Below are 25,844 nucleotides of genomic sequence, written 5' to 3' on the forward strand. Positions count from 1 at the left end.
TCCCCGCCCGGCCGCGCCGCGGGCCGGGCCTTAAACTATCCGCCTATGACAGTGGACCAGGTTGACCCGCTCATCGGTGACATCTACCGGTGGTTCGACGTCTCCGGCGTGCTGCTGATGGGCATCATCGGCGGCACTATTGCGCGCCAGCGCGGCTACGACATCGTGGGCTTCTTCTTCATCGCGATGCTCTCCGCCCTGGGCGGCGGCATGCTGCGCGACATCCTGATCAACGAGGGACAAGTCGCCGCGATGCGGCAGCCGGAATACCTCATTCTCGCGTTCATCGGCGCGCTCATCGCCCGCTTCACCTACTTCAACGGCAAGACCTGGGATTTCGCAGAAAGCCACGGCGACGCCCTCATCTCCGCGCTCTGGGCCGCAACGGGCACCACAAAGGCTGTCGCCTACAACCTGCCGCTGCTGCCCTCCATCCTCATGGGCGTGCTCACCGCCACCGGCGGCGGCATGATCCGCGACGTGGTCACCGGCCGCGAGCCAGCCATCTTCGGCAACAACCGGCCCGCCGTGGTCCCGGCCGTGGCCTGCGCCGTCGTGGTGCTGCTCGGCAACGCCGCCGGGTTGCAGGCGTGGGGGCTGATCCTGGGCCCGATCGTCAGCTATGCCCTCTTCCTGGTCGGCTACTACGGCAATTGGCGCATGTCCACCGCCCAGGTGGCGCCTGTCAACGAGACGGCCGCGCAGGTGACCAAGCTCGCCCGCATCGCGGAACGCCGCTCGCGCGACGTCGCCCGCGGGCTCGAGCCGAAGAGCCTGCGGTCGTGGCGCCACCGCCAGATGGAGAAGGCGCTCCAGCGCCGCATCGAGGCGGAGGTGCGCCGAGGCAAGCGCCGCCAGCAGGCGGAAATTGACGCGGACGAGTTCCTCACCGAGTTCACCGACGACCTGGCTGAGCAGCAGCTTGCGGACGGCAAGGATGCGTCGAAAAGCGACATGCTCGACATGGTGTTGAGCGATGAGGCACTCACTGACGAGCTGATCGAGCGCCTGGTGGCCCGCTACCAGGCGAGGGGGAAGTGACATGAAGTTCGCAGCAGCAGCGGTCGTCGGTGCCGCACTCCTCGCGCAGGCAGGCACAACGGAGGCACCGGTCTTGCCGACGAGCGGATACTACGACGCGAACGGCATGTGGATCCCGCCGAGCCGCGACCGCGCCCCGGACACCGACCACTGCCCGCACTCGCTGGTGCCGCCGGAGCCCGTCTCCACTTCGGAGCGCCGCCCCGACGGCTCGACGCCGACCCCGCTGCCGCTGGTGTACAGCGGCCCCTGCGGCATCACGGCCGCCGACGGCTTTGTCGTGGACCCGGGTGTGGTTGCGTCCGCGTGGGTGGTCGCGGACATCGATTCCGGCGAAGTCATCGCGATGAAGGACCCGCACGGGCGCTACCGCCCGGCCAGCATCATCAAGGTGCTCATCGCGATGGTGGCCATCGACGAGCTGGACCTCGACGCCGTAGTGCCCGTGTCCGAGGAGTCCGCAGGGCAGGAAGGCTCCGCAGCCGGCATCGGCGCCGAGGGCACCTACACGGTGCGCGACCTGCTGCACGGGCTCATTCTGAACTCGGGCAACGATACGGCCCACGCGCTCGCGCAGGCGCTCGGCGGCGACCAGGTCACGCTGGCGAAGGTCAACCGGCTGGCGCAGGAGCTGGGCATGGCGGACACGCGCGCCACCAGCTACTCGGGCCTCGACGCCGCCGGCATGTCCACCTCCGCCTGGGATATGGCCCTGGCGTACAAGGCCGCGTTCGAGAACCCGACCTTCGCCGCGATCGCCGCCACGGAGTACTACGACTTCCCCGGCTTCGGCGACCTGCCGGGTTTCCAGCTGTGGAACGACAACAAGCTGTTCATGTTCGATCCGGACGGCATCGGCGGCAAGACCGGCTACACCGACGACGCAAACCACACCTTCGTCGGCGCCGTGCAGCACGACGGCCGCCGCCTCATGGCCGTCATCCTGGACACCGCCGCGTGGAACCTCGCCCCCTGGCAGCAGGCGCAAGCCCTCCTCCACGCCTCCTACCCGCTCACCCCGGGCACACGCGTGACGACGCTTCAAGCAGCCACCGCTCCGACCACCGCCGCGCCGAGCGCTCCAACAACGACGACGGCCGCGCCGACCACCTCCCCGGGCACCCCGGACGGGGTGGCGGAGCGGGCCGACGCGGCCGAGCGCGAGTTGTGGATTGCCGGAGCAGTTGTCGCCGGCGTGTTGGTGCTCGCCGGCCTGGCAATGTGGCTGAGCCGGCGGTTCAGCCGCCGCAGCTAGCTAGTTGCGGGTGATCAGGGACGCGATGCCCGCACCCACGGCGCCCAGCGCGGCGCCGACGCCGAGGGTCTTGCCCGCGGTGTTGGCGTTGGAGGTTGCCGCGCCAGCGCGGACGTTGATCACGGCCGGCGGCGGCACGTCCGCGGGCTGCATCTTGAGCGATTCCTCGGTGGTAGCCGTCCACGCGGAGACGTACAACACCACTCGCCACACAAGGTAGAGCACGACCATCAACGAGATGATCGGGCCGAAGATCGCACCGGCCGGGTTGCCGGTGGCCGATCCAATAATCAGGCCCGCGAACTGCTGAATCAGCGCGAAGATGATCGCGCCAAGCAGCGCACCCTTCAGGCCGGACTTCACCGGCACCTTGGTACGCGGCATGTACATCACAATCCACACCATGACCAAGAAGGAAGCGAGTACGGAGACCAAGAAGCCCACGAGCCACACCACGCCTCGCGCACCGGGGAAGTTCCCCAGCCCGAGGTACTCCATGACCTGGCTCGTCCAACCCGAGACACCGATCGCGGTGACACCAAAGGCGAGGATGAGCAGTACCAGCAGGCCGATCAGCCCGAGCAGGTCACGCAGCTTCTTCATGACGAAGTTGCCGCCCTCGTTCGCGTCCAGGCCCCACATGGTGGTAACACCCGCACGCAGGTGGTTCATCCAGTTCAGGCCAGACCACAAGGTGGTAAGCAAACCCACACCCGCGACGGCGCCGCGCTGATCAATGGCGGACTCGATCACGCCGTTGACCATGTCACCGAGGTCGCCCTCGAGGTTGGCGGTGATTTGCTCCTGGATCTCGAACATCAGCTCTGGGCGTGCGTTGAGGAAGAAACCCAGACCCGCGAACAGCAGCATGGAGAGCGGGAAAATGGCCAGCACCGAAAAGTACGTGATGCCGGCGGCGAACTGGTTGCCGCCCTGCTCCGCAAAGCGCTCCTGCATGCGCATCACGTGGCCGACGGCCGGTGCCTTGTCTTCGATCTTGTCCAGCGTGCTTTCTTGCTGCTGCTTGGTGGCGCGCTCGATGCCCTGCTGGTCAGTGTAGGCTTTGCGCGGCGATGTCGAGGTTGCCATCGACGTCCCTTCCTCGGTTGATTACGTCCAGCCCCTCATCGTAGAGGAAGTGCTTAGCGGCGGGGTGCCAGGAACCCGACCTTGGAGTACACGTCGGCAAGCAGCGGTGCCGCTACTTCGCGCGCACGCTCGGCGCCACGGGCGAGGATGGACTCCAGTTCGCCGCGGTCCGCCATCAATTCGTCGAAACGCGCGCGCAGCGGCGTGGTGAACGCCTCGAGCGCCTCGGCGGTGTCCACCTTGAGCGCGCCGTAGCCCTGCCCCTCGTAGCCCGCGACGATGTCGTCGATCGGGCGGCCGGTCAGCGCCGATTGGATCACCAGCAAGTTAGACACGCCCGGCTTGTTCTCCTTGTCGTAGGCAATCACGCCGTCAGCGTCCGTCACGGCGGAGCGGATGCGCTTCGCGGACGTCTTCGGCTCGTCGAGCAGGTTGATCAGGCCCTTCGGGTTAGCGCCGGACTTGCTCATCTTCGACGTCGGCTCCTGCAGGTCGTAGATCTTGGACGCGCCCTCCGGGATGAAGCCCTCCGGCACCACAAACGTCTCGCCGTACTTCGCGTTGAAGCGCTCCGCGAGGTTGCGGGTGAGCTCGAGGTGCTGGCGCTGGTCCTCGCCCACCGGCACGAGCTGCGGGGAGTACAGCAGAATGTCCGCCGCCATGAGGATCGGGTAGGTGAACAGGCCCACCGAGGTGCGGTCCTGGCCGTGCTTGGCGGACTTGTCCTTGAACTGCGTCATGCGGCCGGCCTCGCCGAAACCGGTCAGGCACTGCAGTACCCAGGTCAGCTCGGCGTGCTCCGGCACGTGGGATTGCACGAACAGCGTGGACTTCTCCGGGTCGATGCCCAGCGCGATGAGCTGCGCGCAGCCCGCGATAGTGCGGTTGCGCAGCTCCTCCGGATCTTGCTCGACCGTGATGGCGTGCAGGTCTGGGATGAAGTAAAACGCCTCGTAGCCGTCCTGCAGGGCAATCCACTGCTTGAGCGCACCGAGGTAGTTGCCCAGGTGGTAGGAATCCGCGGTGGGTTGAATGCCGGAGAGAACGCGCTGCAAAGCCATGGGGTTAGTGTACGTGCCATGGCCAGCATCACCATCCTCCAGCCGGACCCGATCGTGCCGCCGCAGCGCCTCGCGGGCTGGCTTGCCGATGCCGCCGCGGCGACAACCCTCGTCGACCTCACCAGCGAGCCGGTGCCCACCCTCGCGGGATGCGGTGACGGCATCATCCTGCTCGGCGGTCGCGCCGACGCGCTCGACCACGCCGCCTCCCCGTGGATCCTCCAGGTGCACAGACTCCTCCGCGACGCCCGCGCCGCGCACGTGCCGGTCCTGGGCATCTGCCTCGGCCACCAGATCGTCGCGGACTGCTTCGGCGGCGAGGTCTCCGTCGGCCTCGCGCCGCAAGACGAGGAAGGTGCCACGCGCATCACGCTCACCGACGCCGGTCTCGCCGACCCCGTCCTCAGCGTTCTCGGCCCCTCCCCCGTGGTCGCACAATCGCACCACGATGCAGTGACCAAGCTCCCGCCCGGCGCGACACTCCTCGCGTCCAGTGGGTGCTGCCCTATTCAGGCGATGCGCCTCGGCTCCATCCTCACCGTTCAATTCCATCCCGAGGTGACCCCCGCCGTCGCCGGCGACTGGGCGGCGCGCAGCGGGCACGACGGGAACGAGATCGCCTCAGAGCTTTCGCTTTTCGACGCTTCGTTGCAGCGCGACGGCCGCGCACTCACCACCTCGTTTGTGGAGAAAACTCGCCCAAACAGCCCGCGGGCTGGATTGGTGCAATAGATTCGAGGGATACGTCGTCAAGCTTTAGCCCCGATCGGAGCGAACATGCCACCGTTGCCCAACGTGAACGTCCAGCAGCTCATTGGTGCCGTCATGGCCGTCCTTGCCGCGCTCAGCACGCTGATTGGTGTTCCGCTCTCCCCGGGCAGCAGTGTTCCCGCCCCCGCGGTGGCACCGGCGCACGGTGCCGCCGGCGTTTCGCAGCAGGCGCTCGTTGACGCGACGAACCGCTTCCGCGAGCGCAACGGCCTGCCGGCGCTGGAGCCGATGCCGGAGCTCAACGCCGTGGCGCAGGACTGGTCCAACCGCATGGCCCGCGAGGATCGCCTGTACCACAACCCGCACTTCGTCAACGCCTACCCGGCCGGCTGGCGCTACGCATCTGAGAACGTGCTGCAGAACTGGTCGAACGCGAACGCCGACGTGTTGGTGAACCAGTGGGCGAATTCCCCGGGCCACCGCGCGAACATGCTCGACCCGACAATCACCCACATCGGCGTGGGCGTGGCGGATGCGGCTTCTGGCAAGCGTTACGCCACCCAGAACTTCGCGCGCTACTAGCGAGACATTTTTCAGCGCCGCCCTTGACGGTGGCGCTTTTCTAGCTATATGGTTACCCACATGAGTGGTAAACCCATATACCAAGCGATTGCGGATGAGCTCCGCGACATGATCGGTGCCGGCACCCTGGCACCCGGCGACCGCGTGCCGTCCACCAACGAGCTTTCCGCCTACCACTCTGTGAACCCCACCACCTCGGCCAAAGCACTCACCGAGCTGTTCAACGAGGGCCTGCTGGAAAAGCGTCGCGGGCTCGGCATGTTCGTGCTGGATTCGGCGCGGGAGCAGGTGTTAAGCACTCGTCGTGAAGCGTTTGCCCGGGATTTCGTCGAACCCTTTGTCCACGCCGCCGACCAGCTCGGATTCACCACGGAAGAACTGGCCGTCATGATTGCCAAGGAGCGCAACCGATGAACTTGGAACCCGGTTTCTACGCCCTCGTCGGGCCGAACGCCGCAGGCAAAACCTACTACCTCCATTCGCTGATGGGCCCGCACGCTGCATTCGTCCCCGCGGGTGCGGATGCAAAGTTCGCGGGCACCACGGTGGGCGATCACCTGCGCGCCGCCCGCACCGCCCGCCCCATGTCGCGGGTGGATTTCCCCGACACGCGCATCAAGAACCTTTCCGTAGGTCAGCGCCGACTGCTCACCTTCGAGGTCGCGCTGGCCACGGGCGCAGAGCTTTTGCTTCTCGACGAACCCTTTGACGGCATCGACGTCGCTACGCGCAAACAGGTCCGTCAACGCCTTATCGATTATCTGGCGGAAAGCCCGGAACGCACCGTGATTATGGCATCGCACCGGCCGGAGGACTTCGCGGGCCTGGCCACGCACGTGATTCAGGTGTTCGGCCGTGAGGTCTCGCGCCCGGTGGCGCTGGATGACGCGCGGCTGTGCTTCCCCACGGTCACTGGCCCCACCGCCGAGATAGAGGAGCTGGCCGCTCGCTTCCCCGTCGCCGAATCGTCCAGCCTCGGCCCGACAACGCGCGCCACGTTCGCCAAACCCCTCCGCGATGAGGAGTGCCACCTGCCCATTTCTTACCCGGACGACGCCGAACTGATTGACCTCCTGGCCACCGAAAGGACCGCACGATGAAACTCTTCCTCAGCCCCTTCAAACCGGCGATCTACTTGGGCGGGTTCGTGCTGCTGTGCCTGGTGACTCCCCTCGGCCGCCTCAAGTTCGGCGACGGAGGCCTGTGGACCATGGCGAGCGCCGCCGCCCTGTGCCTGTTCTTCGCGGCCGGCGCAGCGAATTGGCCAGCGTTGAATCAGCTCGGCGCCAGCTTCAACCGCTGGATGAACTCGGCGGTGCTGACGGCGCTGGTGGCGGCGGTTGTGCTCGCACCGCTAACGGCCGCATCCGCGGTGTACCACCAAGCGCACAGTCCGTATTACTTGTGGTACGACCCGTTCATCATCACCAACGGCGAGCCGATGCCCTGGATCGACGGTAACGGCGAGCCGTACTTCATCGACGGCGCAGCGCTGGACGCATCCTCCATCGCGGCTACAGTGCTCCTACACTTCGTCATTTTCCTCACGATGGCCCTGGTCGGCGTAGCGATCGGCCTCGCGCAGGGCACCCGCATGCAGTGGCTCATGATCGGCAGCTTGTTCGTCGGTGCTTTCATCGGCGCCTTAGTCATCGCCGTGACAGCTGCGGGGCCAATCGTCCTGGCAGCCAGCGCGATTGTGTTCGCCCGCACCCGCCGCTTCGTGCGTTGATGGGCCCAGGGTCGCCTAAGCGTGGCAGTAGGATCTGGAGCATGAAACCCGCCGGAGCCGACGAGGGAGTCCACACTCAGGCTTACGACGCTTGTTTCAGTGATCCTGCCTGGATAGAGGAAGCTGAAGTGTGGGAGGCCACAATCGGAGACGGCCTGAACCTAACCTGACTAGCTGCGAGGTGAGTACACCTAGCGCTCCAGCCACTCCGAGCGGAGCAGGCCGTGGCGCGAGCAGCACGCCTCCCACGCCATCGGGCTGATTTTCACCACCATGCGGCGCTCGCAGATCGGGCAGATCCGTGGCGCGTCGTAGGGGCGGGCCGGGTTGATTGGCCAGGCGATCTCGCCGCTGAGGACGGCGTCGGCAAGCTCTGTCGAGTCTGGAACCCGCATTAGAGGGACTTGAGGGTGTCGTAGAGCGCGCCGTGGCCGGAGTTCTGCTTCTGGCCCACCGGGGTGATGGTGAGGTTCAGGTTGGAATCCATCACGCGGTCAACTGCCTCGCGGTCCTTCTCCATCGGGCGGCCGAACGTAGTCAGGTAGTTGCCGCCGATGATGGCGTTGGCGCCGCCGAGGAGGCCGGCTTCGGTGCCGTCGTCGCCAAGCGCGAGCTCCGTGCCACCGGCAAAGCGCAGCTGGGTCGACGGCATGGCCAGGCGGAATGCGGCCACTGCGCGCAGCGCTTCGCCCTGCGGAACCAGCGGACGGTCCGCGAACGGGGTGCCCGGGCGCGGGTCGAGGAAGTTCATCGGCACCTCGTGCGGCGTGATCTCTGCGAGCTGCGCGGCGAACTCGGCGCGCTGCTCAATCGTCTCGCCGAGACCGATGATGCCGCCGCAGCAGGTCTCCATGCCTTCTGCCAGCACGTGCTCGAGCGTGTCCTTGCGCTCCTGCCAGGTGTGGGTGGTGACAACGTTGGGGAAGAAACTCTTCGCGGTTTCGAAGTTGTGGTTGTAGCGCATCACGCCCATCTGGGCGAGGCGGTGGGCCTGTTCGCGGGTGAGGATGCCCAGCGACGCGGAGATGGAAATGTCCACCTCGTCGGTGATCGCGGTGACGGCTTCGGCGACCTGGTCCAGCAGCTCGTCGGTCGGACCCTTCACGGCGGCGACGATGCAGAACTCGCTCGCGCCCATCTTCTCGGACTGCTTGGCAGCCTCCACCAGTTCGGCGATGTTTAGGGTCACGGCGCGCACCGGCGATTCGAAGAGGCCGGACTGGGAGCAGAAGCTGCAGTCTTCCGGGCAGCCGCCGGTTTTCAGCGAGATGATGCCCTCGAGGGAGACATCCACGCCGCAGTGCTTGATGCGCACCTGGTGGGCGAGGTCGAGCAGCTCCTGGAGGCGCTCATCCTCGATCTGCAGGACCTGCAGGATTTCGTCCTGGGTCAGGCCCTCGCCGCGCTCGAGGCACTTTTCGCGCGCGATGTCGAGGATGTCTTTGGTTTCGGTCTGGGGGGCGGTGGTCGCGGTCATGCCCGTTGAGTGTAGCGGGTGAATTGAACGGTGTTCAGGGATTGGAATGAATTGGGAGCTTAAACGGGACGAACTGCCAACATCGCAGGCTCTATGGTTTTCACAGCTTGGCCAATCATTGAGCATGCTCAATGATTCCCTCTCTCCGGGTATTAGGCCCAATGTTCCCTTTGTTCTTTGCAAAGACGGATCATAGTGGGCGCTTGCTTCTGGGAGACTCTTGAACCGATCCGCGCTGGTGCGAGTTGGCTGATAGGCAGAGGCCCGAGCAACACGAAGCGGACCAACTGCGACGGAGCTCATCCCCGCAAGCGCGGGGAGCACGACGGGTTCACGGCCAACGGCGGCGGGTTCGGGGGCTCATCCCCGCTAGCGCGGAGAGCACAGCGGGTACTCGACAGCAGACTGCGGGTTCCAGGGCTCATCCCCGCTAGCGCGGGGAGCACATGCGGGAGTCGCTGAGGGTGACGGACTTCGCGGGCTCATCCCCGCTAGCGCGGGGAGCACTCTGCCACCGCGTCAACCGCGATTCGGTTCAAGGGCTCATCCCCGCTAGCGCGGGGAGCACACCCGGCAACCCCGCGGTCTGCGCGACGGCAACGGCTCATCCCCGCTAGCGCGGGGAGCACTGGGGTTAGCCGAGGTGGAGCCAGTGGCCGGTGGGCTCATCCCCGCTAGCGCGGGGAGCACACGCCAACGGCGAGAAGGAGCGCGCCGACGGCCGGCTCATCCCCGCTAGCGCGGGGAGGACTCCTTAAGCTCCTTGCGCAGCAGGGTGATTTGCGGCTCATCCCCGCTAGCGCGGGGAGCACACCGAGGAGGATGTGGACGTCACGGGCGACTGGGGCTCATCCCCGCTAGCGCGGGGAGCACATCCGATCCTGGCGGGCATCCAACTGCTTCTGGGGCTCATCCCCGCTAGCGCGGGGAGCACAACGTGATCAGCTCGGCCATGCGGGCGGCGGGCGGCGGTGGGCTCATCCCCGCTAGCGCGGGGAGCACCACAAGCCCAGGCGCAATACAACGTCGGTCTGGGGCTCATCCCCGCTAGCGCGGGGAGCACATGGTGGGCTACCCGATGACCTGGCGCGCGAACGGCTCATCCCCGCTAGCGCGGGGAGCACACGTACCTCGTTAGCCGCTTCGGTGTAAACATCGGCTCATCCCCGCTAGCGCGGGGAGCACCCGCCGGAGCAGCGGGAGTTGGTGGAGGAAGTGGGCTCATCCCCGCTAGCGCGGGGAGCACCTACCCGCATGGCGCGAGGGTGGAGCAGTAGTCGGCTCATCCCCGCTAGCGCGGGGAGCACGGCGTGTGTGGAAAGACCGGGGCGACTGGATTGGGCTCATCCCCGCTAGCGCGGGGAGCACTCCTGCGGGTCCGTGTCGCGCTTCTCCCACACCGGCTCATCCCCGCTAGCGCGGGGAGCACCCCGCGCTGGGGCACAATCCACAAGGGGACGGACGGCTCATCCGCGCTAGCGCGGGGAGCACGTCACGGCCCTTACCAGCTTGCCGCCCTTGCCCGGCTCATCCCCGCTAGCGCGGGGAGCACGGCGATGGCAGAGCCAGGTCAACCTCGTAACCGGGCTCATCCCCGCTAGCGCGGGGAGCACCAAGTGGTGGGGGTTGTCTGTGCTTTCTGCACGGGCTCATCCCCGCTAGCGCGGGGAGCACGAACAAGAAGTACCAGTCTGACCCGCAGGCCATGGGCTCATCCCCGCTAGCGCGGGGAGCACTGGCCGCAGCCCTGCTCGTGGATTTTCCCGCCGGGCTCATCCCCGCTATCCCCGCTAGCGCGGGGAGCACTATTGCGACGGGTCGGAACGCGCCCGGTGGGAGGGCTCATCCCCGCTAGCGCGGGGAGCACCTCTGCTGCCCAAAGGGTGCCGTATCGACACGGGGCTCATCCCCGCTAGCGCGGGGAGCACTCATTAGCAATGAGGCCGAACTTGCCGTCCTTGGGCTCATCCCCGCTAGCGCGGGGAGCACTCTGCAGAGTCAGAGGTGTCCTCGGCTAGGCCGGGCTCATCCCCGCTAGCGCGGGGAGCACTATGCGTCGACACTGTTGACGGCTGGTGTCCCGGGCTCATCCCCGCTAGCGCGGGGAGCACGAACGGCACCGCCGATTCGGTGTCCGAGCTGGGGGCTCATCCCCGCTAGCGCGGGGAGCACTTCACGCCTGGCCGTGCCGGTTGCAAGATTGAGGGCTCATCCCCGCTAGCGCGGGGAGCACTGCTACTTCAGTCATTAGTGGTCTCCTTCGAGGGGCTCATCCCCGCTAGCGCGGGGAGCACGCGCTGCACCGCCCCGCCCCACCCGTCACCCCGGGCTCATCCCCGCTAGCGCGGGGAGCACTTCGCCCTGGGGGCCTTTAATGTTGCCTGTTACGGCTCATCCCCGCTAGCGCGGGGAGCACGTGAGCCGTTCTTCCGCGCCGATGGCACCCCGAGGCTCATCCCCGCTAGCGCGGGGAGCACTGTGTCGTCGTCCGGGTCGGGGTCGGTGGGTGGGGCTCATCCCCGCTAGCGCGGGGAGCACTGCCTGCGTGGACTCCCACGCCGCCTTTACCCCGGCTCATCCCCGCTAGCGCGGGGAGCACGAAGCGTCGGACCTCACTTCGATGTTCTTCGGGGGCTCATCCCCGCTAGCGCGGGGAGCACAAACAGGCCGAGAACGTCGTGGAGAACACCCACGGCTCATCCCCGCTAGCGCGGGGAGCGCACGAGGCCCAGCGGGTTGTTCTTCATCGCGGTGGGCTCATCCCCGCTAGCGCGGGGAGCACTACGGTGAGCGCAATCGTGTCGATGCGGCACCCGGCTCATCCCCGCTAGCGCGGGGAGCACATGTGACCACGCAGTGGGACATTCGGTTGCCGTGGCTCATCCCCGCTAGCGCGGGGAGCACGACGTGCGCGACGGAGTCATCTCCAGCCATGACGGCTCATCCCCGCTAGCGCGGGGAGCACTGCAGACCACCGAAGACCTTGTCGACAACGAAGGGCTCATCCCCGCTAGCGCGGGGAGCACGGAGCTTCCGATTCCGCGCCTGATCCGTGACGAGGCTCATCCCCGCTAGCGCGGGGAGCACTCCGTTGGGGACGCAACGACACCCGCGGGTCCTGGGCTCATCCCCGCTAGCGCGGGGAGCACACGCCGAGGCGTGGGACTCGTGGAAAGGGGAGGGGCTCATCCCCGCTAGCGCGGGGAGCACGGGTGAGTGTCCTTTGGTGGGGCGTGCGATCAGGGCTCATCCCCGCTAGCGCGGGGAGCACGAGGATCGGGCGCTTCGGAGCATGACTCGGGCGGGCTCATCCCCGCTAGCGCGGGGAGCACTTCTCCTCTGCGTGTTGGCGTTGCAGCGCCGTTGGCTCATCCCCGCTAGCGCGGGGAGCACGACTGGTACTGCCCCGTCGTCGGCGTCGGACCGGGCTCATCCCCGCTAGCGCGAGGAGCACCCCAGCGACTCCATGAAGTCGTCGTACTCGAACGGCTCATCCCCGCTAGCGCGGGGAGCACCCTATGGCCCCGCAGGACGGGGAGGTGGGCGTGGGCTCATCCCCGCTAGCGCGGGGAGCACACGGGTGAGCCGCTGGAGAAGCTCACGACCCAGGGCTCATCCCCGCTAGCGCGGGGAGCACCAAGTGCGGGAGTGCTTCTTCATCTCCTCGTACGGCTCATCCCCGCTAGCGCGGGGAGCACATGCTGTTCGCGAGGTCGATGGCCTCCATGCTCGGCTCATCCCCGCTAGCGCGGGGAGCACCAACTGACCCGCTTCGCCCCAGTCCACGGTGAAGGCTCATCCCCGCTAGCGCGGGGAGCACAGCCATTACCCACTGCCTCGAACCCGGCCCGGAGGCTCATCCCCGCTAGCGCGGGGAGCACCCATCCACCGCGGCTTTCTGCGTCGGCATGACGGGCTCATCCCCGCTAGCGCGGGGAGCACTGCTCCACGAGCGCAGTGAACTCCGGGCCGCCCGGCTCATCCCCGCTAGCGCGGGGAGCACTGCATGCCGTGGAAACCGCAGTATCCGGGCGAGGGCTCATCCCCGCTAGCGCGGGGAGCACCTGGTGGTTCATGTCGGTGTCCTCCCCCTGGGGGGCTCATCCCCGCTAGCGCGGGGAGCACCGGCGGCCACCCACCACCCACGGTGCACCGCGAGGCTCATCCCCGCTAGCGCGGGGAGCACTGTAGGTCTTGGTCATTTTGTGTTCCTTTCGTGGGCTCATCCCCGCTAGCGCGGGGAGCACCCACCCCTCGCTGCCGATACGATCACTAGCCATGGCTCATCCCCGCTAGCGCGGGGAGCACGCTACCGAGGCGGGTGCTGACGCGGTCCGCGACGGCTCATCCCCGCTAGCGCGGGGAGCACGCAAAGGCGCTCGGGCTGGCTACGGGTCTGGCGGGCTCGTCCCCGCTAGCGCGGGGAGCACTTACCGCCCCGGTATGGGCTCCGTTTCGGAAGCGGCTCATCCCCGCTAGCGCGGGGAGCACCAGGCGAAGGTGGCGCTCGGCGCTATCGGCGGCGGCTCATCCCCGCTAGCGCGGGGAGCACCCCGGCCGTCGGCGTAATCCAAGCCGGGGTGTAGGCTCATCCCCGCTAGCGCGGGGAGCACTGGATGTGAGTTACCCGCACCTGCGGCTCGCCCGGCTCATCCCCGCTAGCGCGGGGAGCACGGCTTGATGCCGAGCTCGGCGCGGTAGTAGACGGGCTCATCCCCGCTAGCGCGGGGAGCACATGGCGTGCGGTCGCCTGGACTTGTGGGAGCGGGGCTCATCCCCGCTAGCGCGGGGAGCACTGCTCTGCAGTGGCTAGATCTAGCGCTGCGGCCGGCTCATCCCCGCTAGCGCGGGGAGCACCCCACCAGCACAGCACCGACGAACTTCGCCAGGGGCTCATCCCCGCTAGCGCGGGGAGCACTTGAAGCGCTGCATGACGTTCGCTGCTGTCTCGGGCTCATCCCCGCTAGCGCGGGGAGCACGCCCCGTAGTCGTAGCCGTACTCGTCCACCTTGGGCTCATCCCCGCTAGCGCGGGGAGCACGGGAGGACGTGACCGCCGATCTGGTGAAGCCGGGGCTCATCCCCGCTAGCGCGGGGAGCACCGTAGGGGACACCCCACCACCTGCGGGCGCAGGGGCTCATCCCCGCTAGCGCGGGGAGCACCATGTTTGGGCTGGTCACCCCCGCCCCTCCCAGGGCTCATCCCCGCTAGCGCGGGGAGCACGTTGGGGTTGATGTAGCCGATGCGCTGGCCCTCGGCTCATCCCCGCTAGCGCGGGGAGCACTAGTTCTTGACCTGGTCGCCCAGAGCCATGTTGGGCTCATCCCCGCTAGCGCGGGGAGCACTTTAAGGGCGAGTTCACTGGCGGGGCGACGCTGGGCTCATCCCCGCTAGCGCGGGGAGCACAGGGTGAACCCGGCCCGCAGGGTGAGCCGGGCGTTAAGGGCTCATCCCCGCTAGCGCGGGGAGCACATCATCTTCGAGTACGAGCACATCGAGAAGACCGGCTCATCCCCGCTAGCGCGGGGAGCACAATCACGCGCAGGCGCGCCCGGCACCCGGCCGGGGCTCATCCCCGCTAGCGCGGGGAGCACGTGACTAGCCACACGGAACGCGCCCTGGCCGGGGGCTCATCCCCGCTAGCGCGGGGAGCACTAGCGTCGCGGGAGAGCGTGGGCGGAAAAAGGAGGCTCATCCCCGCTAGCGCGGGGAGCACTATCGAGGTGGTTCCTGATCTGCCGCACGGTTCGGCTCATCCCCGCTAGCGCGGGGAGCACGGCCAGGCGTGCGGTGCGGTCGTCACGGGTAGGGGCTCATCCCCGCTAGCGCGGGGAGCACATTTTCACCGAATGAAACAGTTGGTTCGCAAGGGGCTCATCCCCGCTAGCGCGGGGAGCACTCCGACAAGGGGCTGCTGCTGATCCTCGGAACCGGCTCATCCCCGCTAGCGCGGGGAGCACTTTCCGGGCAGTCATTCTCCGCGGTCTGGGTGGGGCTCATCCCCGCTAGCGCGGGGAGCACAGTTGCTTGAGCAGCGGCACCGCGAGGGCAACGGGCTCATCCCCGCTAGCGCGGGGAGCACTCAAGCGTGCGAAGCAAGCGGAAGCGCAGGCTGGGCTCATCCCCGCTAGCGCGGGGAGCACGATCTCCGGCTCGGGCAGCTCCGGCTCGGTCGGGGCTCATCCCCGCTAGCGCGGGGAGCACCCGTCCCGCAGCGACGAGCACCCCCAAAACGCCGGCTCATCCCCGCTAGCGCGGGGAGCACGCGGCACACCGATCTTGGCGTTGATCTGCCTCGGGCTCATCCCCGCTAGCGCGGGGAGCACCTCGGCGATCTGGGGCTGAAGCACAGCGCCGAGGGCTCATCCCCGCTAGCGCGGGGAGCACTCGCGCGTGCACATGCATTCGCTGCGTCACTTCGGCTCATCCCCGCTAGCGCGGGGAGCACGCCAACCCAGCCCTGCAAAGTGTCGAGGCCCGAGGCTCATCCCCGCTAGCGCGGGGAGCACGCGGCACACCGATCTTGGCGTTGATCTGCCTCGGGCTCATCCCCGCTAGCGCGGGGAGCACGGACTTTCCTGTCCTTTCCTCCTGCACGGCACCGGCTCATCCCCGCTAGCGCGGGGAGCACTGAACTGCTCGGCTTTGCGGACAGTGCCCGATCGGCTCATCCCCGCTAGCGCGGGGAGCACCGGTCGTGTCTCGCTACCTCGGGCACGAAAACAGGCTCATCCCCGCTAGCGCGGGGAGCACTTCCGGCTTCTTCTTCCAGCGCCAGCCACGCACGGCTCATCCCCGCTAGCGCGGGGAGCACCACCCAGTCCTGGTACTCCCACCCGAGTGTCAGGGCTCATCCCCGCTAGCGCGGGGAGCACCGCTGGTCGCGCGAAGGGCACAATCGAGGTGCGGGCTCATCCCCGCTAGCGCGGGGAGCACCCGCGGGCGAACATCTCGCGTTCTGCGCGCAGTGGCTCATCCCCGCTAGCGCGGGGAGCACAAGACGTTCCTGCCGTACTCAGGCCTGCCCAGGGGCTCATCCCCGCTAGCGCGGGGAGCACTCCCTGTCGTGGACGTGCTGGCTGATCTTGCCGGGCTCATCCCCGCTAGCGCGGGGAGCACTTGGACGTGTCAACATGGGGCACCGCCACCAAGGGCTCATCCCCGCTAGCGCGGGGAGCACTCGGAGCCAACACCGATCGAGTCGCGGGCGACGGGCTCATCCCCGCTAGCGCGGGGAGCACTCAAGCGTGCGAAGGAAGCGGAAGCGCAGGCTGGGCTCATCCCCGCTAGCGCGGGGAGCACTCTCGAACCCCGCGGTGAGGGCGATCTGCGCGGGGCTCATCCCCGCTAGCGCGGGGAGCACCGCAGCTCCCATGAACTAGGTGAACTGTGCGGGGGCTCATCCCCGCTAGCGCGGGGAGCACTCTACGGAGCAGCCAGCCCACTCCGCCGCCTGCGGCTCATCCCCGCTAGCGCGGGGAGCACGAAATTGTTGACGTTCTTCGCGCCCCGGGCCGCGGCTCATCCCCGCTAGCGCGGGGAGCACACCATTTTAGTGGCCTGACCTGCGGGTTTCCAGGGCTCATCCCCGCTAGCGCGGGGAGCACGTAGTCGGTCTTTTCGGTGTAGCCCTTGCCTGCGGCTCATCCCCGCTAGCGCGGGGAGCACTCTCAGTGAGCAGCCCTTTTGCCAATCTAACACGGTCTAGAGATTCAACTTCTTGTCAGACGTAACTGTCGGGTTGAAGCCATTCCGATGGCACCTTGTCGCAGTTCAATGCTCAACGAGCCTCGTACGCTGCGCGTTGACGCCTTGCCTTGCTCCAACCCTTCCTGCGTTTGGCTTCCGAGGGCGGGTGCTTTCGCATCATCAGCGTAATCCCATCGAAATCGGTGGGCACCCAGCTATGCCGATGAGTCCGAAACTCCATTCCCTGCTCTGAATTGGATGAGTACACCAGTAGTGCGCGCCCGTCGTTGCACAGAGCTACTGTGCGATCCCATAGGAGATCACGTATTCGCGCACTCGGCGTTCCCACAAAAACACCAGGGGTAACCTCTAGGAGCCACTTTGTTAGGTCACCCCTTAATCCAGCCGGGCAAGCTGTGACGACGAGGACGATCACTGTTTCAGCTCCTCTTCGGACCAGTTGACTCCGGCCGCAATCAGCTCGAGTTCGCTCCATAGGAATAGTTCTGCATCAGATGGCAAAACCTCGTCGTCAACCTCCATCACGTGCTTGATGTCTTTCACCATTCGAGGCATGAGCCGGGTGCTCACAACCGCGTCGCGAACCAGCCGTCTGACTTCATTAGAGGGTTGGCCGCAATTTGCAGCGACAGCATCAAACGCTGCGGGTATCGCAATCTCAGCCTTATAGAGGTCCGCGATGTCATACACAAAAGAACGGTCAGTTCCGGTGTGCACCACCCCAAGCGCGGGTACGAATCCGAGACCCGCAACAACAGCATGCGCTACCCCGTACAGCGCAGCGCTCGCTGCAGTCAGTGCTTGATTAATCGGGTTCGAGGATTCGAAGTCATTCGGGTCATAGCTTCTTCGATCCCAATACACACCGGTTCGTTGCGCTTCAGCTGCGTAAACGCGCTTCATCCTCGCACCCTCCCGGCCACGCAGCTGCGCCATCGAAAGACCCTCGAGATTCTCGCCGGGAAAACGCAACGCGTACATCCGCTTTGCACAATCCAAACGCTTTCTCTGGTGCGTCACTATCTCGGCCTGCTTTTCAGCGCATCGAGATGACTTCGCGGGCGGTCGGCCCTGAGCGTAAAAGCGCACACCGCGTTCCCCAACCCACACAACGCTTGCCCCAGCGTCGCCCAGCAGCGCCATTGCCGCGTAGGTAACGCGTGTGCCTGGCCCTAGCAGAAGCGCTGCCAGAGCGGTTGCGGGTACGTGGGCGGTGCCTCTGTTGTCCGTGATGGTCAGCGCATTGCCGTCCCGGTTTACCGTTGCTCGCTCGACGTAAAGAAATGAGATCCGGTCTTCTAAGCGCGAGAGAGCTAGTCGGGTAACGGGGACTTCACTTGGAGTGCTCACTGGATTTGGCCTAACGGCGCCAGTGTCAACAATCCGCAGCCATACCCTTTCGCACGCCCGATCCCCTGCTGGAGACTCGTCCGCAGCAACGCTGCATCTGAGACCTCGAGCGTCCCAGTGAAGCGTGCCTTCGCCACGCGCACGGGTTGTTTACGTGAACCTGCAGCCCTTTCTCGTTGGAACACATCAGTCCAGCGCTCGGTGATCTGCGGGATCTCGCCCGAGGTGTCGGAGTCGTCTCGCTGGGCGAGAGCGAACCCGCACCCCGGAGCCTTCTTGTACAACCAATCGAGTTGGTGCGCCGGAGACACATGAGCTTTCACCTTCCCGCGCTTTCCCTTTTCAAAAACGGAATACGTAGGGTTTGCCACAAGTTCGAAGTGCCACCGTTGGCCTTTCATCAGGCTGCCGAGAAGGCGATCGTAGTTTGCCGTCTCTCCCGGTCGTTCCGGCCAACCTGCCTGATCGACAATGTGGTCCACAGCAGGAATTTCAGGTCCCACAATATAGAGAACACTGTGATGCTCATGCGGATCCACTCGCCACAGCACCCGGGAGTCCGTCTCGTCAAGGTCCGGGGGAAACGCGCTGCGAACTGCGGCGTGCATCGACTGAGCGTCGGTAAGCAAACGAGCTCCACCGCGCCGCGTTGTATTAATGAGAACCCTGGTCATCGTTGTCATGCCCACACCACCGCATCAAAGAAAGGATCTGAGGCTTCTCCGCCCTCGGGATTGTTCATGTCGACGTAGCTCGACTGGATTACATTGCGCCACCCGTACTGGCGGTGACGGGGGTCGAACGAAAGCGGCACGTCTTGCCTTGCCATCCCACCGCCTTCTCCAGGCAGCGCATCCCGGTAGATGGGGAGGCGCACTTGGCGGGGCGACCGGGACTTGTGCGCTGTGGTGGCGTGCCACGATTTGTGCTCATGGAGTGCCTCTTCTGCAGGCTTATTAACGACTCCGAGCACCAAGCCGGGGTGCACGGGGCACGACCGACGGCCCATGAACAGCGGGTAGGCAGGCTGCCGAAGCGCGAGTTCAAGGCCTTCGACGACCTCCCGGTGCTCGGATTCCACAGCGGCGACAAACGCGGCGTCTGCCAGGTAGTACCGCGTGACCAGGGACGCAGAACTTCCGGGCTTTCTGATCCAGTCCTGCGCTGTCTGGTAATCACGCAGGAGGCTCCCGGATTGGTCTACCCGCACCGCGAGGGTCAGCGCTGCCAGGTCTTCGACGGGATCACTGCGACGCCTGCCCTCGGCTGCGGCGAGTAAGCCGACAATGCCAGATTTGGAGGGGGTGGGAGCGGTCGCGCGGACTTTGAACCTCGATTCGTCGCCCCACGACTGCATTGGCCCCTTGAGGAGTAGTAGCAGAGAATGAGCCATTACTTTGCCTCTGCCGCAACGAGATCAGCACGGACCTTTTCAGCGAGTTCCGGAAGCGTGACGCGATCCGCAAGCCCATCAAAGGCATCAGCGGACGTTCCGAGACCGACTACGTACGACGCTAGCGGCTGGAAGCCGTATGCCTCGCGCACGTTGGTAGCCTCCTCCGCGAGGCGGCGAGTGGCAACCTCGCGGCGGCCAACCCCGTCTTCCGCTTCCACCGCGTGCTCAAACGCGGTAACGAGGGAGATCGGACGGGTATCACGGACCGTGACGTAGAGCAGCTCCGGCACCGTCTGGTTTGCGAAGGTGTTGATCTTGCCGGTCGGCATGGAGCAGGCAAACGCTTCGATGAAGCGCGACGCCGCTTCATACGCGGCCTCGGTCGATCCGAGGTTCTTCGCGAGACCCTCAACGTTGATGGTTGCGTAACGATAGAGGGTCGACGACATCATCTGGGTGGTGCCGATCATGCCTGCGCCAGTTTCATGTCCATCGGCCGCAAGGTCGTCGACGGCAGTGAAGTAGTCGAATTCCGGTGCGCTCGTGTGAACGCCAATGGCGTGTGCAACCTGAACGGCCGCGTCGATGTTGAACGATGCGTCATCTGCGACCATGCGGCCGAACATTGCCATATCCACTGAAGCGTCGGAGTTAAGAATTTCTTTCGCGGTGTTCTTATCCACCTTCTCCCCCTCCTCCAGGGCAGCAAGCGTGGCTACAGCGCGATCAATCTGCTGCTGACTGAAGAAGAAGAGGTATCCGGTTTCGGGGTACTTCGTTTCAGCGTTTTCGTTCTGGGGCTCAGCCTCGGCCTTTTTCTTCGGCTTCTTTTCCTCTACAAGCCCGATCTTTGCTGCGGCAAACAGCTCGCGGACACGCTGCAGTGCGGTTGCCTCATCCCAGCCGGTTGCCTCAACGAGCTGTTTCGTGATCTTTTCGGGAAGGCGCTTCGACCGCGCACCGATTGCTTCAGCTCCAAAGTTTTCACGGTAGTAGCTGCGAATCGCCCGCTTCCATGCCTGCGAGGAGACGCGCTGGCGCGGGGTGCCACCGTAGATTGCGGACTTCGGCGAGCCAGTGTCATCACGGTTGATCAGTGACGGGGGCACGGTCTGCAGGGCGTGGATATCGATGGTGAGGGTCATGGTGTGTTCCTTTCAAAGAAGCGGGTGGTTAGTTGGTGTTGGTGGTGGTGTCGAGGTCTTCTGGGGGCTGTGCGTCGTAAAGCTGACGTGCGCCTCGAGCAAAGTCACGGCCCCATCGAAGGAGCACGCCCGGCTTCCGGTTCGGGTTCACCAGTGCTCGCAGGTCCTCGGAAAATCGGCCGTAATCAAATGCCAGCTCGTAGCTGCGCAGCAGCGAAACGAGTGAGCGCAAGTGGACTGCGCGAGAAGCATCGTCCGTCGCCAGCTGAAGTGCGTCGAAACGGTGCTTGAACGATTTCGAATCAGTTCGGGGCATAAGCTGACCACAAGCTTGGGCGAACGAGACGTCACTCGTATGCATCGGCTTCTTGGCACTCTGCATGTGCACCCCAAAGAGCGAGAGCGATCGGTAGAGAGCAACTTCAGAGGCTGAAGGCTTTTCGCCCCGGCCCATGAAATCCTCGTTGAGCGGCGGGTTCAGCAGGCCGATGATCTTCTGCAACCCCATGGGGTTGTCCGCAGGTTCAAACGCCGAGGCCTTGCGGAGTTCCGCCAACGCCGCCCGGGCATCCGAGCCATCGCGCCCATACGGGTTGTTTAGGTAGTCGCGCTGCAGCTTGTCGACAGTTCGGGCAACGCTCTTCCATAACGGTCCACCGCTCGGTGGCACTGATGGTTGTGTCATTCGTTCATTCCTTTCTCGGTTTGGATGACGGAGTCTTTCTGCACGCTCAACGGGAGGTCTTTATCAAGACGTCGACGCAGCTGACGCGCAGCGGTGCCGGCATTCAGGATTCGTCCGTCTCCCCCGTCCTGACCCGCCCCCTCCAGACGTCCGATAAGTGCTCTCGGACCTGCACCGGCGATCAGTTCGTGAGCTGTCTCAAGCACTACCTGGCGGACCGTACGCTGCCAGTCGACTGATTTCGCCTCTATGTTTTCCGCCGTCACTCCCCTGAGCCACGCAACAAACTGCGGCTCCAACTCAGCGAAAAGCCTGTCTGCGGGCTCTTGGCCAAATGCATACTCACCGCCCGCCGCCTGCAGGAGCTGACCAGCGAAACGACCGAGGGAATATCTGGCCGCTGCAGTGGCGGCCGCCGCGTTGCGTACGTCGCGGCGTACCTCGGCGCCAAGGTCGTCCCCTCGCAGTACCGCAAGCGGAAGGCCGATACTTGCACTCATCGTCACGGCGACTGAAGACGACTGGGCCCCGTACTCCATGGACACAAGTGCGACATCGAAGACTTCATCCTGGCCGGTGTCGGCTGCAATCTCCGCGAGGTTCGTAAGCGTCTGGGGACGCTGCGGCGCAGTCTCGGCCCCGTCGTACTGAGCGTCCTTGTCCACGGCGATCAAGGGGTCAAGTGAACGCCACATCGTCTGGCGCATATCGTACGGACGCGGGTAGTAGGCCGGCTTCCCCTTTTTCGACTTGTTCGGACTGTAGCGATACGGGGTCATTGGGTCGCCGAAAGCATTGAGGCCAGCATCTGGGATGCCATCCCCGTTGCTCACAAGCACCCTGGTTACCAGCCCGTCTTCTTCGTAAAGACGGATACGTCGTGCCTGCCAGGTGGCAAACTCCGCAGCGCCGCTGGGCGGGACTAAACGAGGGGCCGCAGTGTCTTGGTCTCGCTCCCACACGGGCAAGCTGTCCTCCAACACCGAGCTGGCCGTGGTGTTGAGAATCAGTGTTTCCAGCAACGTTGAGCCCACGATGACGGTACCGCCCGTCATGCCGCTCCAGCCGGTTCCGATTGGGTAGCCTCTGCCGCCCTTGACGCGGGGGTCACCGACGGCACCCGTCTTGATCCCGGAATAGTCGTAGGCCTGGCAGTGGATAAGCCACCGAGCCGCCTCAGCGAGGCCGAGCGCTTCGCGTCCGTCACCGGTACGCATAGTGAAGTAATCGTGCTCCGCCTCTGGAACTATGCGAGAAACCGATTGCGTCGTCCCGTTGCACGCAACTAGGTCTGCTACCTGCATGAATGGTTGTTCCGAGTCAAGCAGATCAAACCTGTCGAAGTACTTATCCAGGTAGCTGAGGACAGCTTCGTCCCTCCCCGTGGCAAGCAGCGCGGTTCGCGTATCGACGAACCATTCTTCCCACTCAAAGTCATCGCGGGCGCGTTTCGATGTCAGATTTTCAGCGAGCTCAGCATGATGAGCCCTCCAAAACACCGCAAGCAGCACTCGCAGGACCGCGTAGTCCTGCGTCGGTGAATCACCCATGACCGCCGTCGCGGGAGTCGATCCGTCGAACAGCTCGCGCAAGCTCGCAATCCGTTTCTCGCCATTGACGTGGCACGCTACCCATTCGTGGTCAACAAGATTGAATGTCATGGCATATCTCCTTTCTATTTCCGAGTAGCAATTTGGACACTATCCGCCGCCTCCGACAGCACGAGCGGTGTTGTCGCTCAAGGTTTCGAGTCCGAGCTCTGACGAATACCTCACCTGGAACCTGCCCACCCGCGCTACCCAATCGGCGTTGAGCGGCAGGGCCAGCTGTCCGCGGAGGAGATAATTGTCGTCCCAGGTTTTCGGCGTAGATTCTTCCAGCTGGCCAACGACGGCCTCGAAGTCAGCGAGCGCGCGCGTCATGCGGGCAGGCAGGCGAACAGTGCTCGCCGCAAGGTGGCGCGCAACCCGCGGCTCGAGTTCCGAATCCCACAGGACCTCCCCGTTCGGCTGCCCGAGAGGGGAATAACCGAATTCCGTGAGCTCGATGGGGATGACCTCGACCGTTGGTTCGGCATCGCGAACCTGAGCGGCGCCGCGCTCCTCCCCCTTATCCAGAGACCGCAGGGCGTGATCAGTCAGCTTGAAAAGCTCGCGGAGATGCTTCGCGTCCTCTGGGGCCGCGATTCGATAGTCGCTAGACCGTTTAATTGCACTCTCTTCCCGTAGCCTCGACGCTTCCTTCGCTTCCTCATAGACCGAAAGCCACGCTGGAGGCACCTCGACCTCCCGTCGGTAGGTTGCGTGAACCAGCGGGGCAATATCGCCGGGGCGCCGAAACGTATCAGGCAGCAGAGCTGCGGTGTGGAGCAGGATCTTGGGGTCGTAGATTGCCGCGGTGCCGGAATCGAAAATCGGGCTAGGTTCCCGCTGCACGAACCCTCGGATGTAGATCCGCGGCGAACTAACTTTGCTCGGGCGATCGGCGGCAGGACGCGTATGGCGGTGCAGACGCCCCGCACGTTGGATAACAAGATCCATTGGCGCAATGTCCGAGTACAACACGTCCACGTCGATGTCGAGGCTCTGCTCAGCGACTTGCGTCGCGACGACCACTTTGCGCAGCGGGCGGCCTGCGCCCCTGCGGGCATCTGGACCAAGCTCGGCGCGCAACTCATCCTCTCTCTCGACTCGCTCCCAGGACATGAATCCGGCGTGATGCAGGGTGACCTCTCCGGGGAAGGCGTCGCTCAGGACCCGATACGCGTCTTGGGCGCGGGAGATCGTGTTGCAGAGGACGAGCGCGCAGCCGCCATCAGCCAGATTGTCCTCCAGGCTGGCACGCAGCGTGTCAGTATCGTCCGCGATCACCTCGATCGTGGCTGTCAGCGTGGTCGGGGACGGTTCCGGGGTGTAGAACCGAACGTGCTCATCAGTTGCAACCGTGACCAGTGGGTACGCATCTCCAGGGTCATCGTTTGGCCTCGCATCCGTATAGGCCGAGATCATGGCGTTGCGCCGGTCTGGTGGCAGCGTTGCGCTCATCACAATGGTGCTCGCACCGTAATAGTGCAGCCATTCGAGGGTGGTCAGCAGGTACGCGGAGGTGTACGCGTCGTACGCGTGCACCTCATCGAAAATCACCACTTTGCCTGCTAGCGCCGCATGCCGCAGCATCGAGTACCGCTGTGTCAGCGCAAGCATCAGTACTTGGTCGACGGTGCCAACCACGATGTTGGAAAGCAGGCCCTTTCGCCTCCCGCTCATCCACTCCTTCGCCACAACACTGCCGTGTTCAAGGTCCTCCCCAATTCCTTGAAATCGTAGAGACTGATACGGCTCAACCAGGGAGTTCTTTGAGTGGGCAAGGTACATAGAAGCAACGCCTCCACGTTCCCCTGCCCGTGAGGCCCAGTCGAGGGTGCGCTCCAGCAGCCCATTCGCAGTGGCCATTGTCGGGGCCGCGAAATACACACCTTGCGCATCGTTTCTCGCGACCATGAGTCCCGCACCGGCCAGGGCCGCTTCTGTCTTACCGACTCCGGTTTCCGCCTCGACAATCACCAGGCAGGGGCCGTCAACTTCGCGTACCGCATCGACAACCGCACGTTGCACTGCGCGCGGCGTGCGGTCACTTCCCCACCCGAAGAATTCAGCAAATACCTGATCAACGCTGTCTTCGACCGCCCTGGGGCGCAACGGCCCAGTAAGTTCGATCGCCGCAAGACCGCGAATAGTACGGTCGACCTGCGATCCGCCACTGCCCATCGGAAATGCATCCGCGTTGGAGGCGATCCAGTCAGCCATCACGACAAGCCCGGAAAGGACTTGCGCGGACGCGGTTCGCATCCTGCGAAGGCGAGGCGCCACCGATACAAACCCAGTCAGCTGCGCCATAGCGTCGACTAGCTCTTCCTGAACTTTGCCCCAAGCCGACGAATACATCGTTGCCGCGTGCGCCGCCGCGTTGCTGGCCTCTTCTTCGGACGCAATTCCGTGGTGCGCATCCACCGTTGCTGCGAGCCTCTTGGCAACGGACCGGGGCACCCCGCACCCCACAAGCCAGTTAGAGAGAATTACCCCCGAAGCGACACCGTGGGGAATCTTCTGCTCTTGCTGCTCACGGTTGCGAGCATCGAGTGGGAGACCTGCATCGCGCACTCCGGAAACAATGTGCGCATACTGCTCGCGATCAATCTGCCGCTGGAACTGGGGGATCGCCTTCCCCACATCGTGAACCCCGGCCAAGAAGATATAGAGCGCCCTGACTTCATCATGGGAGAGGCGAAGGTTATCTGCAAGGAACCGCACCATTGCCCCGGAAACCCAGATATCGAAAACACCGGCGGCAGCGCAAGCCGTGTCGACGAGGTGTTGAGGTAAAGAAAGATGACCGGAGTCATCTCCAGACTTCGCCCACAGCGCTCTCGCTTGCGCCGAACGCGCCGCAACCCATCCTTCGGCACTTGACGCAAACTCAAGGGTAGAGGGCGGAAGTGCAGTGATGTTCACGCTGAACCACTCCTTCCCGCCAATCCGTCGTTCCGGCCCAAGAATAATAGCGTTAGTAGATTCTCGCCAGAGATAGCGGGAAAATCCTGAATACCCCGC

Annotated in this window: 19 protein-coding genes and 1 CRISPR repeat array; of the genes, 7 read left to right on the forward strand and 12 right to left on the reverse strand. The window is 65.0% G+C overall.

Features of this window, described 5'->3' with window-relative positions; all coding sequences use genetic code 11:
- The first annotated feature begins 45 nt into the window (after window positions 1-45).
- The gene (locus tag M5J20_RS08805) at window positions 46-1,041 is read left to right on the forward strand and encodes a trimeric intracellular cation channel family protein (protein WP_253578652.1); all 996 of its coding nucleotides are present in this window, start codon (window positions 46-48) and stop codon (window positions 1,039-1,041) included.
- A 1-nt stretch (window position 1,042) separates the two neighbouring features.
- A complete protein-coding gene (locus M5J20_RS08810) occupies window positions 1,043-2,296 on the forward strand; it encodes a D-alanyl-D-alanine carboxypeptidase family protein (RefSeq protein WP_253578654.1) in 1,254 nt (417 codons plus the stop codon).
- Here the strand turns inward: M5J20_RS08810 and M5J20_RS08815 are convergent, their stop codons facing one another.
- Window positions 2,297-3,385, reverse strand: a complete 1,089-nt coding sequence (locus M5J20_RS08815) for a YhjD/YihY/BrkB family envelope integrity protein (RefSeq protein WP_253578656.1) — start codon at window positions 3,383-3,385, stop codon at window positions 2,297-2,299.
- A gap of 53 nt (window positions 3,386-3,438) precedes the next feature.
- Complete coding sequence (trpS, locus tag M5J20_RS08820; RefSeq protein WP_253578659.1) at window positions 3,439-4,446, reverse strand: tryptophan--tRNA ligase; 1,008 nt, start codon at window positions 4,444-4,446, stop codon at window positions 3,439-3,441.
- An 18-nt stretch (window positions 4,447-4,464) separates the two neighbouring features.
- Between trpS and M5J20_RS08825 the strand changes: the two genes are divergently transcribed.
- Genes M5J20_RS08825 through M5J20_RS08845 form a run of 5 tightly spaced genes read left to right on the forward strand, consistent with a single transcriptional unit; the run spans window position 4,465 to window position 7,471 of the window.
- The gene (locus M5J20_RS08825; RefSeq protein WP_253578661.1) at window positions 4,465-5,178 is read left to right on the forward strand and encodes a type 1 glutamine amidotransferase; all 714 of its coding nucleotides are present in this window, start codon (window positions 4,465-4,467) and stop codon (window positions 5,176-5,178) included.
- Window positions 5,179-5,223: 45 nt separating this feature from the next.
- A complete protein-coding gene (locus M5J20_RS08830) occupies window positions 5,224-5,739 on the forward strand; it encodes a CAP domain-containing protein (RefSeq protein WP_253578664.1) in 516 nt (171 codons plus the stop codon).
- 60 nt (window positions 5,740-5,799) lie between these two features.
- Entirely contained in the window at window positions 5,800-6,153 is a 354-nt protein-coding gene (locus tag M5J20_RS08835) for a GntR family transcriptional regulator (RefSeq protein WP_253578667.1), read from the forward strand.
- Window positions 6,150-6,839 carry an ATP-binding cassette domain-containing protein gene (locus M5J20_RS08840; protein WP_253578669.1) on the forward strand — a complete coding sequence of 230 codons (690 nt, stop codon included), beginning with the start codon at window positions 6,150-6,152 and terminating at the stop codon, window positions 6,837-6,839. Before M5J20_RS08835 ends, M5J20_RS08840 begins: the two co-directional genes overlap by 4 nt.
- On the forward strand, window positions 6,836-7,471 hold the full coding sequence (locus M5J20_RS08845) for a hypothetical protein (protein WP_253578672.1): 636 nt from the start codon (window positions 6,836-6,838) through the stop codon (window positions 7,469-7,471). Before M5J20_RS08840 ends, M5J20_RS08845 begins: the two co-directional genes overlap by 4 nt.
- 191 nt (window positions 7,472-7,662) lie before the next feature.
- Here the strand turns inward: M5J20_RS08845 and bsaP are convergent, their stop codons facing one another.
- From bsaP to cas3, 10 genes are all read right to left on the reverse strand, one after another.
- A complete protein-coding gene (bsaP, locus tag M5J20_RS08850; protein ID WP_253578674.1) occupies window positions 7,663-7,866 on the reverse strand; it encodes a biotin synthase auxiliary protein BsaP in 204 nt (67 codons plus the stop codon).
- On the reverse strand, window positions 7,866-8,948 hold the full coding sequence (gene bioB / locus M5J20_RS08855) for a biotin synthase BioB (RefSeq protein ID WP_253578677.1): 1,083 nt from the start codon (window positions 8,946-8,948) through the stop codon (window positions 7,866-7,868). Before bioB ends, bsaP begins: the two co-directional genes overlap by 1 nt.
- Window positions 8,949-9,244: 296 nt before the next feature.
- Window positions 9,245-16,616: direct repeats of the CRISPR family, unit length 28 nt; unit sequence GGCTCATCCCCGCTAGCGCGGGGAGCAC.
- Between the two features lie 112 nt (window positions 16,617-16,728).
- A complete protein-coding gene (cas2e, locus tag M5J20_RS08860) occupies window positions 16,729-17,073 on the reverse strand; it encodes a type I-E CRISPR-associated endoribonuclease Cas2e (RefSeq protein ID WP_253578680.1) in 345 nt (114 codons plus the stop codon).
- A complete protein-coding gene (gene cas1e / locus M5J20_RS08865) occupies window positions 17,070-18,008 on the reverse strand; it encodes a type I-E CRISPR-associated endonuclease Cas1e (protein ID WP_253578683.1) in 939 nt (312 codons plus the stop codon). Before cas1e ends, cas2e begins: the two co-directional genes overlap by 4 nt.
- Window positions 18,005-18,691, reverse strand: a complete 687-nt coding sequence (gene cas6e, locus M5J20_RS08870) for a type I-E CRISPR-associated protein Cas6/Cse3/CasE (protein WP_253578685.1) — start codon at window positions 18,689-18,691, stop codon at window positions 18,005-18,007. Before cas6e ends, cas1e begins: the two co-directional genes overlap by 4 nt.
- Window positions 18,688-19,401 (reverse strand): type I-E CRISPR-associated protein Cas5/CasD, encoded by a 714-nt coding sequence (cas5e, locus tag M5J20_RS08875; protein ID WP_253578688.1) that lies wholly within the window; start codon window positions 19,399-19,401, stop codon window positions 18,688-18,690. Before cas5e ends, cas6e begins: the two co-directional genes overlap by 4 nt.
- A complete protein-coding gene (gene cas7e / locus M5J20_RS08880; RefSeq protein ID WP_253578691.1) occupies window positions 19,401-20,549 on the reverse strand; it encodes a type I-E CRISPR-associated protein Cas7/Cse4/CasC in 1,149 nt (382 codons plus the stop codon). The genes cas5e and cas7e overlap by 1 nt, the downstream gene beginning before the upstream one ends.
- Window positions 20,550-20,577: 28 nt before the next feature.
- Complete coding sequence (gene casB / locus M5J20_RS08885) at window positions 20,578-21,234, reverse strand: type I-E CRISPR-associated protein Cse2/CasB (RefSeq protein ID WP_253578694.1); 657 nt, start codon at window positions 21,232-21,234, stop codon at window positions 20,578-20,580.
- A complete protein-coding gene (gene casA, locus M5J20_RS08890; RefSeq protein WP_253578696.1) occupies window positions 21,231-22,895 on the reverse strand; it encodes a type I-E CRISPR-associated protein Cse1/CasA in 1,665 nt (554 codons plus the stop codon). The genes casB and casA overlap by 4 nt, the downstream gene beginning before the upstream one ends.
- Window positions 22,896-22,934: 39 nt before the next feature.
- Entirely contained in the window at window positions 22,935-25,745 is a 2,811-nt protein-coding gene (gene cas3 / locus M5J20_RS08895; protein WP_253578699.1) for a CRISPR-associated helicase Cas3', read from the reverse strand.
- Between the last annotated feature and the right edge of the window lie 99 nt (window positions 25,746-25,844).

The sequence above is a fragment of the Corynebacterium stercoris genome, from assembly GCF_024160105.1.
In the GTDB taxonomy this organism is placed as follows: domain Bacteria; phylum Actinomycetota; class Actinomycetes; order Mycobacteriales; family Mycobacteriaceae; genus Corynebacterium; species Corynebacterium stercoris.

Coding starts and splice junctions, on each gene's coding strand:
- M5J20_RS08805 (WP_253578652.1), top strand. CDS start 46: ATGACAGTGGACCAGGTTGACCCGCTCATCGGTGACATCTACCGGTGG.
- M5J20_RS08810 (WP_253578654.1), top strand. CDS start 1,043: ATGAAGTTCGCAGCAGCAGCGGTCGTCGGTGCCGCACTCCTCGCGCAG.
- M5J20_RS08815 (WP_253578656.1), bottom strand. CDS start 3,385: ATGGCAACCTCGACATCGCCGCGCAAAGCCTACACTGACCAGCAGGGC.
- trpS (WP_253578659.1), bottom strand. CDS start 4,446: ATGGCTTTGCAGCGCGTTCTCTCCGGCATTCAACCCACCGCGGATTCC.
- M5J20_RS08825 (WP_253578661.1), top strand. CDS start 4,465: ATGGCCAGCATCACCATCCTCCAGCCGGACCCGATCGTGCCGCCGCAG.
- M5J20_RS08830 (WP_253578664.1), top strand. CDS start 5,224: ATGCCACCGTTGCCCAACGTGAACGTCCAGCAGCTCATTGGTGCCGTC.
- M5J20_RS08835 (WP_253578667.1), top strand. CDS start 5,800: ATGAGTGGTAAACCCATATACCAAGCGATTGCGGATGAGCTCCGCGAC.
- M5J20_RS08840 (WP_253578669.1), top strand. CDS start 6,150: ATGAACTTGGAACCCGGTTTCTACGCCCTCGTCGGGCCGAACGCCGCA.
- M5J20_RS08845 (WP_253578672.1), top strand. CDS start 6,836: ATGAAACTCTTCCTCAGCCCCTTCAAACCGGCGATCTACTTGGGCGGG.
- bsaP (WP_253578674.1), bottom strand. CDS start 7,866: ATGCGGGTTCCAGACTCGACAGAGCTTGCCGACGCCGTCCTCAGCGGC.
- bioB (WP_253578677.1), bottom strand. CDS start 8,948: ATGACCGCGACCACCGCCCCCCAGACCGAAACCAAAGACATCCTCGAC.
- cas6e (WP_253578685.1), bottom strand. CDS start 18,691: ATGACAACGATGACCAGGGTTCTCATTAATACAACGCGGCGCGGTGGA.
- cas5e (WP_253578688.1), bottom strand. CDS start 19,401: ATGGCTCATTCTCTGCTACTACTCCTCAAGGGGCCAATGCAGTCGTGG.
- cas7e (WP_253578691.1), bottom strand. CDS start 20,549: ATGACCCTCACCATCGATATCCACGCCCTGCAGACCGTGCCCCCGTCA.
- casB (WP_253578694.1), bottom strand. CDS start 21,234: ATGACACAACCATCAGTGCCACCGAGCGGTGGACCGTTATGGAAGAGC.
- casA (WP_253578696.1), bottom strand. CDS start 22,895: ATGACATTCAATCTTGTTGACCACGAATGGGTAGCGTGCCACGTCAAT.